Source organism: Arthrobacter sp. HY1533 (genome assembly GCF_027568515.1).
Taxonomy (GTDB): Bacteria; Actinomycetota; Actinomycetes; order Actinomycetales; family Micrococcaceae; genus Specibacter.
Window position 1 is genome coordinate 1 of record NZ_JANKZF010000009.1, and the last position, 16,760, is coordinate 16,760.

A 16,760-nucleotide genomic window follows, 5' to 3' on the forward strand; every position below is an offset into this window, starting at 1 on the left:
CCCCCCCCCACCGGCGTTTAACTCGACCACCGGCATTTAAGGGTGGCTCCCCGCAACACCCCTGCCCGAAATCCCGGCTTTCCGGCGCAATGGCTGTTCAATGGTAGGCGAAGAAATGCGTGTTGCAGGCGGCAGTGGAGTGGTCCATCGCCTGAGGATCGCTCCCCGAAAACTGCCTGGAAGGACGTTGGCCATGGATAACCCCGTGCTGCGTTATGTTCTCATTTTCTCCGTGATCGCCGTGATCACTTTTCTGGTATCCATGCTTGCCGTGTGGTTCAAGAAGCATCCCAACCGTTCCAAGGGGAACAAGCGGCGGATCCGCATGCCGAAAATCATTCCCATCCTTGCCTGGCCCGTGCTGGTTGTCGGGCTGATCGGCTTGCTGGCCTCCTTCGCTGCCCCGGCCGAAGACGCTGTTGCCATGCCGATCGCCTTTGGCGTTGTGACGCTGTTTGGCGGGTACCTCTTGTTCATCTACCGCAATTGGTACGTTGACGCAGGTGACGACGAAATGGAGTTCAGGACCACCTTCGGCAAGGAGCACACGCTCGGCTACCACGAGATCGCCAGCTACTCCTTCCGCGACCAGGGCTTCCAGAAGTTCTTGACCGTCCGTGGGCCCAAGGGGGAAAAGCTCGACTTCAGCATCTCCCAGTACAACCTGCCGCCCCTGATGGCCGCCATCGACTTCCACTCCAAGAACGGCCGTTGGCCGGTGCCCGGGGAGCCGCGCTAGGGGCCACAACCGCTGCCCTTCAAGTGACGGCGTGCCAAAGTTGAGGGGGCCCATGAAATTTCATGGGCCCCCTCAACTTTGGCACGCCGTCGGCGTTTGCCGATGAGTTAGATGTCGGTGCGGGTGTCGTTCCAGTAGTGCACGCCCATCTGGCGGCGGGCCTCGTCGAACAGTTCCATGATGGCCAGGGAATCATCCAGCGGCATGGTGGCGCTCTCGGTCAGGCCGGCCTGGACGCAGCGGGTCACCTCGCGCAGCTGGTAGGTGTAGCCGCGGCCCGGGTACTCGAACATTTCGGTGCGTTCGCTGTCCCAGCCCACACTGATTTTCAGGCCCTTGGGGTTGTTGACGGAGCCAACGGTCTCAATGTAGCCCAGGGAGCCTGCAACGGAAGCAGTGCGGGGCCCCTGTGCGCCGAGGTAGCTGATGAGCTGGGCTTGGGCGCCGTTGGCGTAGCTAAGCGAGAGGGCGTTCTGGGCGTCCACACCAAGATCTGTCAGCTTGGCCGCTGCGTGCAGGCTGTCCGGGCGGCCCAGGGTTCCCCAGGCCCACAGCAGCGGGTAGACGCTGATGTCCAGGAGTGCGCCGCCGCCGTCGGCCGGGGCCCAGATGCGGGCCGAGTCATCGAGCGGGGCGGGGAAGCCCAGGTCCGCACGAACCCACTGGACCTCGCCAATCTCACCGGATTCAATGATCTCCAGGGCGCGCTGGAAGCCGGGCACAAAACGGGCCCAGACTGCCTCCATGAGGAACAGCTGCTTCTCGCGGGCCAGGGCAATGAGCGTGCGGGCCTCGGCGGCCGTGATGGTGAGCGCCTTCTCGCACAGGACATGCTTGCCGTTTTCCAGGGCGGCCCGCGCAATGTCGTAGTGCTGGGCATGCGGGGTGGCGATATAGACCACGTCGACGTCGGGATCCGCCACGAGCTGCAGGTAGCCGGCACCGGCCGAGCCGTCGGGGCCGCCGTCGAAGTAGTGGGCGGCAAAGCCAAAGTCCTGCGCAAATGCGGCGGCGCTGGCCTGGCCGCGGGAGCTGACCGACTGCAGCACGGCATCCTCAAGGAGCGCCAGGTCGCTGGTGACGGTGCGGGCGATGCTGCCGGTGGCCACCACACCCCAGCGCAGGGGAGTGCCGGTGGCGGCGAGGGTTTCTGGATTGAACGTGGTGTACCAGTCGGGCCGGCCGACGAAACGTTGGATTGTCATGGCGCAATTCTGCCAGCAAGGCTGCGCTGTTCCGGCAGGCGCTGCCGAACATGACGCGGCCTGTGGCATCCCGCCTTCCGGGGCAGGCGGGTAGGCTTTTCCCACAAGCCAAGGACAGGAGCATGTGGTGGCTGAAACAAAGGAAACAGTGGCCGGGCTGATGGCCGAGCTGGCGGCGCTGGAGGACCCGAAAATGCGGGCCGTCAACGAGAAACACGGCGACGACCACGGTGTGAACCTGGGCAAGCTGCGGGCCATTGCGAAGCGGCTCAAGACCCAGCAGGAACTCTCCGTCGAACTCTGGGACACGGGCGACACTGCCGCCCGCCTGCTCGCACTGTTGATCTGCCGGCCCAAGGTGTTCACGGCGGGGGAGCTGGACACCATGCTGCGCGAGGCTCCCGTGCCCAAGGTCAACGACTGGCTGGTGAACTATGTGGTCAAGAAGAGCACCCATGCCGAGGAGCTGCGGCAGGCATGGTTCTTCGACCCCGACCCCGTGGTGGCCGCCTCGGGCTGGGCCCTAACCAGCGAGCGGGTGGTCAAGAAGCCGGAGGGGCTGGACCTGCCGGGCCTGCTGGACATCATCGAGGCACAGATGAAGCCCGCCCCGGAGCGACTGCAGTGGGCCATGAACTTCGCCCTGGCCCAGATCGGGATCGAGAACCCGGAACTGCGCGCCCGGGCACTGGAGATCGGCGAACGTCTCGAGGTGCTCAAGGACTACCCGACCCCGCCCAATTGCACCTCTCCGTTCGCGCCCGCCTGGATCAATGAGATCGTCAGGCGCCGGGAACTGGTGGGGTAACGGAACCATGTTGGCGCTGTGGCACCGCATGGGCGCCGGCCGGCGTGTCCTTGTGCTGATCATCGCCGCCTTGCTTGTGGCGGGCCTGGCCGTGTCCGCCATGACGTGGGTGGCCACCCCTCACGGCTCGGACGCGTTCAACGCCGGCTTTGCCTGGGGCAGGATCCTGCTGCAGCTTGCTGCGGCCACGGGCATCGTGGGGCTGCTGGTCATAGTCTCCCGGCCGAAGAAGCGCCGCTGAGGCTCCCCTCCTGCAGGTGGGGGACATGCGAAAGGCCCCTGGATCTCGCGGGCTCGACCACCGGTGGTCGAGCCCGTCGAGACCCAGAGGCCCAACGTGCGCTGTGGAGCTAGCCCTTGACGGAACCGCTCATCAGGCCGCCCACAAAGTACTTGCCCAACAGGATGTAGACAATGAGCGTGGGGACGGAGGCGATGAGTGCGCCGGCCATGGAGGCGGCGTAGTCGGTGAGCTGGCCGCCGGCCAGGAAGGACAGGGCGATCGTGACGGGACCGTTGCGGCCCGAGGAGAAGAACGCCGCGAAGAGGTAGTCGTTCCAGGCGGAGGTGAACTGCCAGATCAGCACCACAACAAAGCCGGGCATGGACACGGGCAGGATGACCGAGCCGTAGGTGCGCAGGATGCCTGCACCGTCCATGCGTGCCGCCTCGATGAGTTCATCGGGGACCGACGCGTAGTAGTTGCGGAAAATCAACGTGCAGATCGGCAGGCCGTACACAATGTGCAGCAGCATCAGGGACGGGATGCCCTGGGGCACGCCCAGGTCGCTGACCAGCTGCGTCAACGGGATCATGACTGCCTGGTAGGGGATGAACATGCCGAACAGGATCAACGTGAAGACAATGTTCGAGCCGGGGAACTTCCACTTGGAGAGCACGTAGCCGTTGATGGAACCCAGGAACGCCGAGACCAGCGCCGAGGGGACCACCAGCAGGACAGTGCGGCCCAGCGAGGGGGCCAGCGTGGTCCACGCCTTGACCCAGCCGTCGGTCTCCCATGCCTGGGGGAGGTACCAGGCGCGCGAGGGGTCGGCGTCGGCCGTTCCCTTGAAGCTGGTGATGATCAGCACATAGGCCGGCAGCAGAACTACGACGACGAAGAAGATCAGCAGGGCGTACTTCAGCGTGCGGTTGATGCGGCGCTTGGTGGTGCGCTTGGAATCGGACAACATGTCCTGCGCGGAACGGGCGCGGTTCTTGTTGTTTGCCATGGCGGTAGTCATTATCGCTTCTCCGCTCGTGAGGTGTACATCAGGTAGGGGATGACCACCAGGGCCACCAGCACCAGCAGGATGGTGCCGATTGCGGCGGCGTCGGCGTAGTCGCTGCCGATGTACTTGACCCACATCAACGTCGCGGGAACCTGGACGTCATAGGTGTTGGCGTCGGGGACGATGGCGCGAATGAGGTCGAAGAGCTTCAGTGACATGTGGCCGATGATGATCACGGCGGAGAGCATCACGGGGCTCAGCTGCGGGAAGATCACGTGGCGGTACAGCTTCCACTCGGTGCAGCCGTCAATGCGGGCTGCTTCGCGGAGCTCGTCCGGGATGCCGCGGAAACCGGCAAGGAACAAGGCCATGACGTAGCCCGAGAGCTGCCAGATGGCCGGAACGGCAATGGCGGCAATGCCCCATGTGGGGTTGGACCACCAGTCGTTTTGCAGTGCTCCCAGGCCTACGCTGTCCAGCAGGCGGTTCAGGCCAGTGGTGCGTTCGCCGCCGGGCTGGGTGGTCTGCAGGCTTGAGAGCAGCCAGCGCCAGACAACACCCGAGGCGATGAAGGAGATTGACATGGGGAACAGGTAGACCGAGCGGAAGAAGCCCTCGCCCTTGGCCGGCTGCTCGAGGATCCAGGCCCAGAGGAAGCCGAAGATCAGGGTGCCACCGAGGAACACGATGGTCAGGATCAGCAGGTTCCACAGCGAGTGCTGGAAGTTGGGGTCTGCCAGGAGGTTGGAGTAGTTCTGGAAGCCAACATATTTGTTGCTGGGCTTCGCCGTGTGCTGGTTGGTCAAGCTGACACGGAAGTTTTCAATGATGAGCCAGTAGACGAAGACGCCGACAAGGATCATGGTGGGAGCCAGGAGCAGTACGCCCGGGCCCCATGATTTTGCACGTTTTAACATGATTTGCCTCCTTCCGAAGAAAATCGGTACAGCATGGCTTGGGGGCGGCGCAACATCTCTGTCGCGGCCGCCCCCAGGCTCAATGCGTTGGTATTACTTGGCGAACTTCGCCGCAATGTCTGCAGCGGAGCCCTGCAGCGTTTCAACATTCTTGTCGCCGCCGAACTTGCTGACGGCAGTGCTCAGGTCGTTCAGCCAGGCAACGGGCACTGCTGCACCGTGTGCGAGGGAGGAAACGATCTTGTCCTGGCCGAAGTCCTTGATGGCGCTCTTCTGGTACTCAGAGAAGTCATCCGTCTTGGCGGTGGTGTTGGCCGGGATGGAACCCTTGACCTTGTTGAAGGCAGCCTGGCCCTCGGCGGAGCCGATCGTGGTCAGCCATGCCTTGGCGCCGGCCGGGTTCGGTGCGCCCTTGGGGAGGGTGAAGGAGTCAGCCAGGAAGTCGAAGGTGCCCGCGGTGCCCGGTGTCGGGAAGTACACGTAGTCAACGCCCGGCTTGTCGCCGTCCTGTGCAAACTTGGCTTCCGCCCAGTCACCCATGACGTTGTAGGCGGCTGCGCCGTCCTGGACCAGCTGCGTGGCCGGAGCCCAGTCGCTGAGGGAGTCGCGGTCGGTGTTGGTGTACGTCAGGGCCTTTTCGTAGGCCTTGATGGCCTTCGTGACGTCGGCGCCCTTCCAGTCAGTCTTGCCATCCCACAGGCCGTTGTAGCCGTCGGTGCCGAGGCTGGAAAGCAGGATGTTCTCGAACAGCTGGACCTGGGTCCAGGAGCCGGCAACTGCCAGGGGGATCTTGCCGGTGGCCTTGATCTTGTCCATGTCGGCGAACCAGGCATCGAGGTCTGCGGCAGGCTTCTTCGGGTCAACGCCGGCCTTGGTGAGAACCTCAACGTTTGCCCACACCACGTTGGCGCGGTGGATGTTGGAGGGCACGGAGTAAATCTTGCCGTCGACTGTCAGGCGGTCAACGAGGTCCTTGGGGAACTGGGCCGTGAGGTCGTTGTCCTTGTAGAAGCCGCTGAGGTCTTCGAGCTGGTCTGCGTCGATGTAGTCCTGCAGCTCGGCACCTGCGTGGGCCTGGAAGGAATCCGGCGGGTTGCCGGCCTTGAGCTGGGCTGCCAAGACGCTCTTGGCCTGTGAACCGGCGCCGCCGGCAACGGCCAGGTTGTCAAAGGTGACGTTCGGGTAGTCGGTGCCGAACACCTTGACCAGGGCATCCAGGCCGGCCTTCTCGGAACCGTCGGCCCACCAGGTGAACACGCCGACCTTGCCGGTTGCATCCTGGGCGTTGCCGTTGTCGGCAGGGGTATCGCCGCCGCCGCCGCAGGCGGCCAGGGTCAGACCCAGCGCTGCAACTCCGGCGAGCAAGGAAATGCGACGTCGCATGTGAATCCTCCGTGAAAAATTGTGCGGAAATGATGATTTGTGGGGGGAATGGAAATCCCCGCTATGGAAAAGTTACCTTCATCACTAGTTGCCGTCAACTATTTAACGCAACGTGTTGGTAACGGTCGGAACTCGTTCGTGTTGTCAGTCGTTGCGGCATGCGCCTTTGGGCTGCCCGGGCAGGCAAATTGGTGGCGGAAACTTCGCCGTCCGCGTGAATCAGTGGTTCCAGTGCCTGCTGCGGCTCAGGGCCAATGAGATGCCGCCGAGGGCCTCGGCGCGGTCGCCCAGCGAGGACATGACCACCGTGGTGCCCTCGCCAATGGCGGGGACCGCATGGCGCACCAGGCCCCGCCGGATGGGTGCCAGCAGTGTTTCACCCAGCGGCGCCAGCGGGCCGCCCACCACCACGATCTCGGGGTTGATCAGGTTGGCGACGTTGGCCACGGCGCGACCTACGGCCATGCCGGCGTCGTCAATCACGCGCAGTGTGGCCGAGTCCCCGGACTGGGCGCGGGCGATGATGTCCGGCACAGTCAGCTGGACGGGCTCGCCCCGGCTGAGGAGTTCCACCATGATGGCGGTGGAGGCCACAGTTTCCAGGCAGCCGCGGTTGCCGCACCGGCACACCAGGCCCTGGTCGAAGATCGTGGCGTGGCCAATTTCCCCCGTGATTCCGGTGTGCCCGTAGTACGGGGCGCCATTGAGGATCAGGCCGGCGCCGATGCCGCTGCCGATCTTCAGGAACACCAGATCCTTCACGGAGCGGTGCTCACCCCAGGTCACCTGCGCCAGTGCCCCGAGGTTGGCGTCATTGTCCGCGAAAACGGGCATGCCCAGGGCGTCCTCCAGCTGGGCCACGATGTTCACGCCCACCCACTCCGGCAGGATGGCGCCGCGGATGACTGTGCCGGTGCTGTGGTCGATGGGTCCCGGCACGCCAACGCCCGCACCCACCACGTGGCTGCGCTCGATGCCGGATTCGGCCAGAAGTTCGTTGAGCATGGCTGCAGCGACCGCGATGCTTTCGGCGGCGAGGTGGCCCACGGCGAGATTGGCCTGCCGCTCGGCCAGGACCTTGAATCCCGGGCTGGCCAGGATGATGCGCACGTGGCTGCGGCCAAAGTCGATTCCCGCGGCAACTTCCGGTGTTTCCAGCAGGGAAACGGCCAGCGCGCGGCGGCCGGAGCTTGTGGTGGGGTGGGTCTCGGCCAGCCCCTGGGCCGCCATGGCCTTGACGATGTTGGAGATGGTGGCGGTGGACAATCCGGTGCTGCGGGCCAGCTCGGCCTGGGACAGGGACCCTTGTTCGCGCAGCGTGGCCGTAATGAGCTGCTCATTGCGCCGGCGCAGGGCGGACTGCGATCCCGGCCGGGGTGCGGGGCCGGAGTGTGGGGATTGTTCGTCACTCATGTGTAGTAGCGTGCATCACATTTGCCCCTGCGGTCAAACTGTAAACGCAAAATCCGAGCTTTGATTCATTTTCAAGCAAAGGAAAAAACACAGGGCCCATGCAATCGGTTGCGTTTGCATGGGCCTGCGGGGCTGCGGCGGGCTTGTTCCTGCCCCTGATCCCGCCATATTGTGTCAAAAGTATTGAATTTGTTGGTTTTTGCGGTTCCTTGGGCGGTTATGGGCGAGGTGCGCGAGGTCCGCGCTTGATCAGTTCCCCAGGGCCTTGTGCTTGGCGGCCAAAACCACGTAGTTGGCAGCATTTTCACGCACGCCCTGCAATTCCCCATTCGCCAACTCCCGGCGCACCTTGGCCGGGACGCCCGCCACGAGCGACCCGGGCGGAATGACGGCGCCTTCCAGCACCACGGCCCCGCCCGCCACAAGGGAGCCTGCCCCGATGACTGCGCCGTTCATGATGGTTGCCCCCATGCCCACCAGGCAGTCATCCTCCACGGTGCAGCCGTGCACCACGGCGCCGTGCCCCACGCTGACGCCGTCGCCAATGGTGGTGGGGAAGCCGGGGTCTGCGTGCAGCACCACGTTGTCCTGCAGATTGGTGCCGGCACCGACAGTGATGGAGTTGGTGTCGGCGCGGACCACAACCCCGTAGAACGCGCTTGATCCCGCCCCGAGCGAGGCCTTGCCGATCAGCACGGCCGTGGGCGCCACGAAGGCGCTTTCATCAACTGCGGGGGTGTTGCCGTCAAAAGTGATCAATTGCTGCATTGCGGGTCCATTTCCGGGAGTGGTTGGTGTGAATCGGCCCAGGCGGTGACACAGTCCACCAGGTGTTCCACCGATGCTACCCATGGCTGGCTGTTGTGGCACGGTAAACTTGTGTGTCGCTCGGCGCGATGGCCGCCGCATGGAACGTGAGATAGCAAGGATGGCATCCGCACCTGCCGTCCGAGGCAACACAGAATGGATACCTTGGCATGACAGCTTCAGATGGACCGGGCGCCCCGAAGGCCGCCCGCCGCGGCGGTTCCGCTCCGCCGCTGGGGCTCGGGCAGCAGTTGCTGCGGCGCAAGCCACTTGGGCAAATGGTCCAGGAGGCCGGAAGCGGCACCGGGGACCGCAAGCTGGTTCGGAGCTTTGGTGTCCTGCAGCTGACCATGATCAGCGTCGGCGCAACCCTGGGCACCGGCATCTTTGTGATCCTTGGCGACTCCGTCCCCATGGCCGGGCCCGCCATCTTCATTTCCTTCCTGATCGCCGGCGTTGCGGCGCTGCTTTCGGCCATCTCCTACGCAGAAATGGCCGGCATGGTGCCGGTTTCCGGATCCAGCTATTCCTACACCTACGCCACGCTGGGGGAAGGCATGGCCTGGATCTGTGGCTGGTGCCTGGTGCTGGAATATGCGGTGTCCGTGGCGGCCGTGGCAGTCGGTGCAGGCCAGTACATCAATGAATCCGTGGCAGGCCTGGGGTGGGGGCTGCCTGACTTCATTTCCCAGCCGCCCGGCTCCGGCGGCGCCATGAACCTGCCTGCCATGGCCATCGTGCTGCTGTCCATGGTGCTGCTCATGCGCGGCGCCAGGGAGAGTGCCTGGGTCAACACAGCCATCGTGCTCGTCAAGATCGTGATCCTGCTGTTCTTTTGCGCCGTGGCCTTCACGGCGTTCAATGCCGGCAACTTCGAACCGCTCATGCCCATGGGCGCGGCCGGCGTCTCGGCTGCGGCCTCCCGGGTTTTCTTCTCCTACATTGGCTTCGACGCGGCATCCACAGCGGGTGAGGAGGCAAGGAACCCGCAGCGGGACCTTCCCCGTGCCATCATGCTCTCCATGGTGATCGTGACCACCGTTTACGTCCTGGTGGCCGTTGCGGCCATTGGCGCCCGCGAGTGGACCTGGTTCGACGGCACCGAGGCGGCCCTGGTCCAGATCCTGCTGGAAGTCACCAACCAGCCATGGATTGCCGTGGTGTTCGCCGTCGGCGCGGTGCTGGCCATCACCAGCGTTGTGCTGGCCGTTCTCTATGGCCAGACCCGGATCCTGGTCTCCATGTCACGCGACGGCCTGGTGCCCAAGGTGTTCGGCAGGATTTCAGCCAAGCGCGGCACACCGGTGGCGGGAACCTTGATCGTTGGTGTTGCCGTTGCACTGACGGCCGGCCTGGTGCCATTGGGCGCCTTGGCCGACGCAACCAGCATTGGGACCTTGTTCGCCTTTGCCCTGGTCAACATTGCCGTCATCTACTTGCGCCGCAACCGCCCCGACCTCAAGCGAAGCTACCGGGTTGCGTTCTACCCCGTGACGCCGATTCTGGGCGCGCTCATGTGCGTGTACCTGATGGTCAACCTCGGGGGCCTGACCTGGCTGGTGTTCGTGCTGTGGATGATGGTGGGCATGGCCGCCTACTTTGCCTACGGCCGCCGCAACTCGAGGGTCGCAGCCCTGTCCCAGCTTGACTACGAGACGCTCTCCGCCGCCCCCGTCGAGCCGGCGTTGCCCGCCCGCGAGGGCCGCTGAGCATCAGCTGAACCGCGGCCGCGGAGGTTGCTACCAGCGCGGGTGGATGTCGGCGCGGAGGAATTCGTCGTAGATGCCGCGCACACTGGCCGTGAAGGCCCCGCCGAGATCGGGCAGCGATCCGGCCGCCGCATTGGCCACGGCTTGTTCGGCGGAGCGGGCGCCCGGAATCACTGTGGAGACCCCGTCCAGCTGCGCCACCCAGGCCAGTGCAGCCTGCGCAGTGGTGGCGGTGAAGTCCAGGCCGGCGGCCAGGTCAGCAAAACGGCCGGCGGCCTCCAGCCCCACGGAGTAGTCCACCCCGGAGAAGGTTTCGCCGACGTCGAAGTGGCTGCCGTCGCGGTTGTAGTTGCGGTGGTCATCTCCTGCAAAGGTGGTGGCAGCCGTGTACTTTCCGCTGAGCAGCCCGCTGGCAAGGGGAACACGGGCAATGATGCCCACGCCGGCCTCGCGTGCTGCCGGCAAGACCTCATCCAGCGGCTTCAGGCGGAAGGCGTTGAGGATGATTTGGACGGTTGCCACATTGGGCCGGGCGATGGCGGCCAGGGCCTGCCCGCAGGTCTCCACGCTCAGGCCGTACGCCGCGATCGCGCCCTCGGCGACCAGGGTGTCCAGGGCGTCGTAGACCTCGCCGGAGGTGACTGTTGCCGAGGGCGGGCAGTGCAGCTGCACCAGGTCCAGGGTGTCCGTGCCCAGGTTCTTTCTTGAGCGGTCGGTCCACGCCCGGAAGTTCTCCATGACGTAGTTCTCGGGGACCTGCTCCATGCGCCGCCCCATCTTCGTGGCGACCGTGATGCCGTGGCCGTCCCCGCGGCTGCGGAGGAAGGCGCCGATGGCCTGCTCGCTGCGGCCGTCGCCGTACACGTCTGCCGTGTCAAGGAACGTGACGCCGGCGTCCTCCGACGCAGCCAGCACGGCCAGGGCGTCAGACTCGCTGACATTGCCCCAGTCGGCGCCAAGCTGCCAGGTGCCAAGCCCGACGGCGGACACGGTGCGGTTGGTCTTGCCCAGAATGGTTTGCTCCATGGCACCAGCCTAGCGAAAGGTGAGGGGGCCGCCGTCGGACGTCACTGCAGGCATGGATTTCACTTGCCGGCAGCCACTGCGACCAGGACGGCGGCCGCTCCCGTGAGCCTTTGCGGTCCCGCCCACACGGCCGTCAGTGGGCGCGTGATGCCCTGGCCCTCGAAGGGGACGCGCAGCAGTTCCCCGCTGGCCAGCTGTGCCCGCAGTGCAAGGCGGCTGAGCACGGCCGGGCCCGCGCCGGAGGCCACGGCAACCCGCACGGCGGCGTTGCTGCCCAGGGCCTGGACCGGCTCGGCGGCGGGGAGCCCGGCCAGCACCTCCGCCAGGGCCTCGCGGGTGCCGGAGCCTGCCTCCCTGACCACGAGCGGCGTCTGTGCGAGTTCCTGCAGGCTGATCCGGCCGGCGCGGCCGGCCCACTCGTGGTGAGGGGAGACCACCAGCAGCAGTTCGTCCTCCTCGACCACCATGGCATTCAGGCGCACGGGTACATGCGGGGTTTCCACAAATCCAAGCTGCAGCGTGCCCTGCTGCACCGCGTGCATCACCTGGGCGGAATTAAGCACCTGCACATCCACGCGGAGCTGCGGCAGCCGGCGCCTGGTCTCTGCCAGCCAGGCCGGCAGCAGGGTTTCGGCAATGGTCATGCTGGCGCCGACACGGAGTTCAATGGTGCCGTTGCCGCTGCGGGATGCCAGCCAGTCGTTGAAGCGCTGGGCGGCGTCGAGCAGTTCACGGGCCTGGTCCGCGAGTGCAAGCCCGGCCGCTGTGGGTGTGGAGCCGCGCGGGCTGCGCTCCAGCAGTGCTGTCTTCATCCCGGTCTCCAGCTCCGCAAGAGACCGGCTGGCATTGGGTTGGGCCACGCCAACCTTGCGCGCACCGGCGCCCACGCTGCCGCCGTCCACCACGGCAACGAACAGTTCCAGGACGTTGAGGTTGGGCCAGGCTTCAGTCATATCAAGACTATATAGCCCGGTGCGGAAGTCGCGTCTACCGGCGCCCGGTGGCCGCTGGCAGCATGAAAACATGTCAACCCGTACACAGCAGGCCCCATCCGCAGCAGTTCAATCCAGCGTCCAGACCATGGCGATTTATGCCCCGGGGTTGCTGCTGTGTGCCGCGGCCGTTGCGGTGGCCATGGCGGCCGGGGCATTCCTTCCCGGCGTCAGTCCGCTCATCATTGCGATCGTTCTCGGGATCACGCTGACCAACGTGGTCCGCCTGCCTGCCGCCATGGCACCGGGCATCACCTTCGCCGCCAAGAAGTTGCTCCGGCTGGGCATCGTCTTCCTGGGGCTGCAGCTGGTGCTGTCAGACATTGTTTCGCTGGGGGCGCCAATGCTGGTGGTGATTGTTTGCATTGTTGCCGGAGGGATTTTCGGCACACTGCTCATGGGGCGGCTGCTGAAGATGCGCCGGGCCCAGGTTCTGCTCATAGCGTGCGGCTTTTCCATTTGCGGTGCGGCCGCCGTGGCGGGGGTGGAGGGAGTGACCGACGCCGAGGAGGAGGACGTGGTCACGGCCGTGGCCCTGGTGGTCATTTTCGGCACGCTGATGATCCCGGCCATCCCGCTGGCGGGGAGCTTGCTGGGCATGGACCCGGAACTCAACGGCATGTGGGCCGGCGGCTCCATCCACGAGATCGCCCAGGTGGTTGCCGCCGGCGGCATCATCGGGGGAGGGGCGCTGGGTGCGGCCGTGGTGGTCAAGTTGGCCCGCATCCTGCTGCTGGCCCCGGTGGTTGCCATCCTGAGCCTGCGCCAACGCCGCTGCGGCAATGCCAGGCCCGGGGAAAAGCGCCCGCCCATTGTGCCACTGTTCATCGTCGGCTTCCTGGCCATGGTGCTGCTGAGGTCCACGATTGACCTGCCCGACACCCTGGTTCAGGCGGGCGGCCTGGCACAGACGGCGCTGCTATCCGCTGCCATGTTCGCCCTGGGCTGCGGGGTCAAGATCCGCAACCTCATGGGCGTCGGGGTGCGCCCCTTCATCCTGGCCGCGGCCTCAACCGTGCTGGTGTCGGGCATTGCCCTGGCCGGCATCGAGCTGGTCCAGGCTTGATCGTCCCTGCGGCTGCGCACGGTTGACGGGTCAACGGTGCGCCACTTCTGGAGCTGCGCGTGGTTGACGCGAAACCATGCGCAGCTCCAGGGAGCCGGCGGAGCTAGTTGAAGACGACCGTGCGGTGCCCGTCCAGCAGGACGCGGTGCTCGGCGTGCCACTGCACGGCCTGGGCCAGCGTGCGGGCCTCGACGGCTCGGCCCATGGAGACAAACTGCTCCACCGAGTGGCCGTGGTCCACGCGGATGACTTCCTGCTCAATGATGGGGCCCTCGTCCAGGACGGCCGTGACGTAGTGGGCCGTGGCGCCAATGATCTTCACGCCGCGGGCGTGTGCCTGGTGGTACGGCTTGGCACCCTTGAAGGAGGGGAGGAAGGAGTGGTGGATGTTGATGGCCCGGCCGGCCAGCTTGGTGCACAGGTCATCGGAGAGCACCTGCATGTAGCGGGCCAGGACTACCAGTTCCACATCGAGCTCGGCCACGAGCTCCAGCAGCGCGGCCTCGGCCTGCGCCTTGGTGTCCGGGGTGACCGGGATGTAGTGGAAGGGGATGCCGTAGAAATCCGCGAGCGGCTTCAGGTCCATGTGGTTGGAGACGATGGCCGGGATTTCCACGGGCAGGGTGCCCGAACGCTGCAGGAACAGCAGGTCGTTGAGGCAGTGGGCGGCCTTGGATGCCAGGATCAGCGTGCGGATCGGGGCGCCGGCGCGGTGCAGGGTCCACTTGAGCTCGAAGCGGTCGGCCACCGCGTCGAGGTGCTCGCGCAGCAGGCTAAATGACATGGTGGTTTCCACCGCGACCCGCATGAAGAACGTGCCCGTGTCCGGGTTGCCGTACTGCTGGGAGTCGGTGATGTTGCAGCCGGCCTCCAGCAGGGAGCCGGAGACGGCGTGGACAATGCCGGGCTGGTCTGCGCAGGAGAGCGTCAGGACGTAGCCGTGCTGGCTGGCGGGGGCGGAAGCTGCGGGGAAGTTCATCTCAGTCACCCGTCCAAGGTTACCGCCCCCTGCACCCCTGTATTACAATTGGGGAGTTGCAACTGGCGATGAGGTGGGCCACCACCGGGGAGCAGCACGAAAGAAGACCAAAGCGATCGTACGCCTGGGACGCAAAGGTCACGAAAAGCCAACACCTACGTGTTTGGCGATAACCTTTTCGAAGAAGTTTTTTCGTGCCGCCCATCCAGGAGTCTGTAGTGACCTTCACCCCCACCCAGTCCGTGACCAACGCCCCGCTCTCTGAGCTGGACCCGGAAATCGCAGCCGTCTTGAAGGACGAGCTCGCACGCCAGCGCGACACGCTGGAAATGATTGCATCCGAAAACTTCGCCCCCCGCGCCGTCCTGGAAGCCCAGGGTTCCGTGCTGACCAACAAGTACGCCGAGGGCTACCCGGGCCGCCGCTACTACGGCGGCTGCGAAGCCGTTGACGTGGCCGAGAACCTGGCCATCCAGCGCGTCAAGGACCTCTTCGGCGCCGAATACGCCAACGTCCAGCCGCACTCCGGCGCCCAGGCAAACGCCGCAGCGCTCGCAGCCATGATCAAGCCGGGCGACAAGATCATGGGCCTGTCCCTGGCCCACGGTGGCCACCTGACCCACGGCATGAAGCTGAACTTCTCCGGCAAGCTGTACGAGGTTGCCGCCTACGAAGTTGAGCCCGACACCTTCCGCATCGACATGGACAAGCTGCGCGCCCAGGCCATCGCCGAGAAGCCCCAGGTCATCATCGCCGGCTGGTCCGCCTACCCGCGCCAGCTGGACTTTGCCGCGTTCCGTGCCATCGCCGATGAAGTTGGCGCCCTGCTCTGGACTGACATGGCCCACTTCGCCGGCTTGGTAGCTGCCGGCCTGCACCCGAACCCGGTGCCCTACTCCGACATCGTCACCTCCACGGTGCACAAGACCCTCTCCGGCCCGCGCTCCGGCGTGATCCTGGCCAAGCAGGAGTGGGCCAAGAAGCTCAACTCCTCCGTGTTCCCGGGACAGCAGGGCGGCCCGCTCATGCACGTCATCGCCGCCAAGGCCGTGGCCTTCAAGGTTGCTGCCGGTGAAGAATTCAAGGAACGCCAGGCCCGTGTGCTCGAAGGCGCCAAGATCATCGCCGAGCGCCTGAACGCCCCCGACGTTGCTGAAGCCGGCGTGTCCGTGCTGACCGGTGGCACCGATGTCCACCTGGTGCTGGTTGACCTGCGCAACTCCGTACTGGACGGCCAGCAGGCCGAAGACCTCCTGCACAGCGTTGGCATCACCGTGAACCGCAACGCCGTTCCGTTCGACCCCCGCCCCCCGATGGTCACCTCCGGCCTGCGCATCGGCACCCCGGCACTGGCCACCCGTGGCTTCGGCGCCCCGGAATTCACCGAAGTTGCCGAGATCATCGCAACAGCCCTCAAGGGTGGTGCCGACGTGGACGCCCTCAGCGCCCGCGTCAAGGCGCTGGCAGCGAACTTCCCGCTGTACCCCGGTCAGGAAGAATGGTAAACAGCATGACTGCGCAAATTCTTGACGGCAAGGCTACAGCCGCTGCCATCAAATCCGAGTTGACGCAACGCGTTGCCGCCCTCGCGGCCCGTGGCGTCACCCCGGGCCTGGGCACCATCCTTGTCGGCTCGGATCCGGGCTCGCAGTGGTACGTGGGCGGCAAGCACAAGGACTGTGCCGAGGTTGGCATCAAGTCCATCCGCATCGACCTGCTCGAGACGGCCACCCAGGATGAAGTCCTGGCTGCCGTCCGCCAGCTCAACGAGGACCCGTCCTGCACCGGCTACATTGTCCAGCTGCCGCTCCCGAAGCACATTGACCAGGACGTGGTTCTCGAAGCCATTGACCCGGCCAAGGATGCCGACGGCCTACACCCCATGAACCTGGGGCGCCTGGTGGCCAATGTGAACCGTCCCATGACGTCCCCGCTGCCGTGCACGCCCAAGGGCTGCATTGTGCTGCTGGAACGCCATGGCATCACGCTGGATGGCAAGCGGGTCCTGGTGGTTGGCCGCGGCGTGACCATTGGCCGGCCCATGGGCCTGCTGCTGACCCGCCGCGACATCAACGCCACAGTGGTCCTGGCACACACCGGGACCCGTGACCTGGCCGCCGAGCTGCGCGACGCCGACGTGGTGGTTGCCGCCGCCGGCGTGCCGCACATGATCAAGGCAGCGGACCTGAAGCCGGGTGCGGTTGTCCTGGACGTTGGCGTCAGCCGCGTGGACGACGGCAACGGCAAGGCAGTGGTCACCGGGGATGTGGAGCCTGCGGCAGCGGAAGTTGCCAGCTGGATCTCCCCGAACCCGGGCGGCGTTGGTCCCATGACCCGCGCCATGCTGCTGGCCAACGTGGTTGAGGCCGCCGAGCGCGCCTAAGCGACGCGGTGGTTGGGCTGCTCGAATCCCAGGATCTCGACAAGCTCGATCACCGGCCGACAAGCCCGATCACCGGCAAGGGAGGCCGACGGCGGAACGCA

Annotated in this window: 16 protein-coding genes and 1 riboswitch; of the genes, 7 read left to right on the forward strand and 9 right to left on the reverse strand. The window is 65.5% G+C overall.

Features of this window, described 5'->3' with window-relative positions:
* Positions 1-193 precede the first annotated feature (193 nt).
* Entirely contained in the window at positions 194-739 is a 546-nt protein-coding gene (locus PCK14_RS08845; RefSeq protein ID WP_269938116.1) for a DUF6560 family protein, read from the forward strand.
* 107 nt (positions 740-846) lie between these two features.
* Here the strand turns inward: PCK14_RS08845 and PCK14_RS08850 are convergent, their stop codons facing one another.
* Entirely contained in the window at positions 847-1,944 is a 1,098-nt protein-coding gene (locus PCK14_RS08850; protein WP_442864689.1) for a Gfo/Idh/MocA family protein, read from the reverse strand.
* A gap of 160 nt (positions 1,945-2,104) precedes the next feature.
* Here PCK14_RS08850 and PCK14_RS08855 point away from each other — a divergent pair, with 160 nt between their 5' ends.
* Together PCK14_RS08855 and PCK14_RS08860 are read left to right on the forward strand one after the other, a co-directional pair.
* Complete coding sequence (locus PCK14_RS08855; RefSeq protein ID WP_269938309.1) at positions 2,105-2,752, forward strand: DNA alkylation repair protein; 648 nt, start codon at positions 2,105-2,107, stop codon at positions 2,750-2,752.
* Between the two features lie 7 nt (positions 2,753-2,759).
* On the forward strand, positions 2,760-2,993 hold the full coding sequence (locus PCK14_RS08860) for a hypothetical protein (protein WP_269938117.1): 234 nt from the start codon (positions 2,760-2,762) through the stop codon (positions 2,991-2,993).
* A 109-nt stretch (positions 2,994-3,102) separates the two neighbouring features.
* On the opposite strand, the gene PCK14_RS08865 is transcribed toward PCK14_RS08860, so the two are convergent.
* The 5 genes from PCK14_RS08865 to PCK14_RS08885 all read right to left on the reverse strand — a co-directional run bounded on the left by PCK14_RS08865 (position 3,103) and on the right by PCK14_RS08885 (position 8,465).
* A complete protein-coding gene (locus PCK14_RS08865) occupies positions 3,103-3,945 on the reverse strand; it encodes a carbohydrate ABC transporter permease (protein WP_269938310.1) in 843 nt (280 codons plus the stop codon).
* Between the two features lie 50 nt (positions 3,946-3,995).
* Entirely contained in the window at positions 3,996-4,901 is a 906-nt protein-coding gene (locus PCK14_RS08870; RefSeq protein ID WP_269938118.1) for a carbohydrate ABC transporter permease, read from the reverse strand.
* A 93-nt stretch (positions 4,902-4,994) separates the two neighbouring features.
* On the reverse strand, positions 4,995-6,284 hold the full coding sequence (locus PCK14_RS08875; RefSeq protein WP_269938119.1) for an ABC transporter substrate-binding protein: 1,290 nt from the start codon (positions 6,282-6,284) through the stop codon (positions 4,995-4,997).
* 219 nt (positions 6,285-6,503) lie between these two features.
* Complete coding sequence (locus PCK14_RS08880; RefSeq protein WP_269938120.1) at positions 6,504-7,697, reverse strand: ROK family transcriptional regulator; 1,194 nt, start codon at positions 7,695-7,697, stop codon at positions 6,504-6,506.
* A gap of 249 nt (positions 7,698-7,946) precedes the next feature.
* Positions 7,947-8,465, reverse strand: coding sequence for a gamma carbonic anhydrase family protein (locus tag PCK14_RS08885; protein WP_269938121.1), 519 nt, complete (start codon positions 8,463-8,465; stop codon positions 7,947-7,949).
* A 317-nt stretch (positions 8,466-8,782) separates the two neighbouring features.
* Here PCK14_RS08885 and PCK14_RS08890 point away from each other — a divergent pair, with 317 nt between their 5' ends.
* On the forward strand, positions 8,783-10,213 hold the full coding sequence (locus PCK14_RS08890) for an amino acid permease (protein ID WP_269938311.1): 1,431 nt from the start codon (positions 8,783-8,785) through the stop codon (positions 10,211-10,213).
* A 30-nt stretch (positions 10,214-10,243) separates the two neighbouring features.
* Here the strand turns inward: PCK14_RS08890 and PCK14_RS08895 are convergent, their stop codons facing one another.
* Both PCK14_RS08895 and PCK14_RS08900 read right to left on the reverse strand, forming a co-directional pair.
* A complete protein-coding gene (locus PCK14_RS08895; RefSeq protein ID WP_269938122.1) occupies positions 10,244-11,239 on the reverse strand; it encodes an aldo/keto reductase in 996 nt (331 codons plus the stop codon).
* Between the two features lie 59 nt (positions 11,240-11,298).
* Positions 11,299-12,192 (reverse strand): LysR family transcriptional regulator, encoded by an 894-nt coding sequence (locus PCK14_RS08900; protein WP_269938123.1) that lies wholly within the window; start codon positions 12,190-12,192, stop codon positions 11,299-11,301.
* Between the two features lie 127 nt (positions 12,193-12,319).
* Here PCK14_RS08900 and PCK14_RS08905 point away from each other — a divergent pair, with 127 nt between their 5' ends.
* Positions 12,320-13,297 carry a YeiH family protein gene (locus PCK14_RS08905; RefSeq protein ID WP_269938124.1) on the forward strand — a complete coding sequence of 326 codons (978 nt, stop codon included), beginning with the start codon at positions 12,320-12,322 and terminating at the stop codon, positions 13,295-13,297.
* A gap of 103 nt (positions 13,298-13,400) precedes the next feature.
* Here the strand turns inward: PCK14_RS08905 and purU are convergent, their stop codons facing one another.
* Entirely contained in the window at positions 13,401-14,276 is an 876-nt protein-coding gene (gene purU, locus PCK14_RS08910) for a formyltetrahydrofolate deformylase (RefSeq protein WP_269938312.1), read from the reverse strand.
* Positions 14,277-14,324: 48 nt separating this feature from the next.
* Positions 14,325-14,413: riboswitch (ZMP/ZTP riboswitch) on the forward strand.
* 81 nt (positions 14,414-14,494) lie between these two features.
* On the opposite strand from purU, the gene glyA reads away from it, so the two are divergent.
* Together glyA and PCK14_RS08920 are read left to right on the forward strand one after the other, a co-directional pair.
* Positions 14,495-15,781, forward strand: coding sequence for a serine hydroxymethyltransferase (gene glyA / locus PCK14_RS08915; RefSeq protein ID WP_269938125.1), 1,287 nt, complete (start codon positions 14,495-14,497; stop codon positions 15,779-15,781).
* 5 nt (positions 15,782-15,786) lie between these two features.
* Positions 15,787-16,659 carry a bifunctional methylenetetrahydrofolate dehydrogenase/methenyltetrahydrofolate cyclohydrolase gene (locus tag PCK14_RS08920; RefSeq protein ID WP_442864690.1) on the forward strand — a complete coding sequence of 291 codons (873 nt, stop codon included), beginning with the start codon at positions 15,787-15,789 and terminating at the stop codon, positions 16,657-16,659.
* Positions 16,660-16,760: the final 101 nt, after the last annotated feature.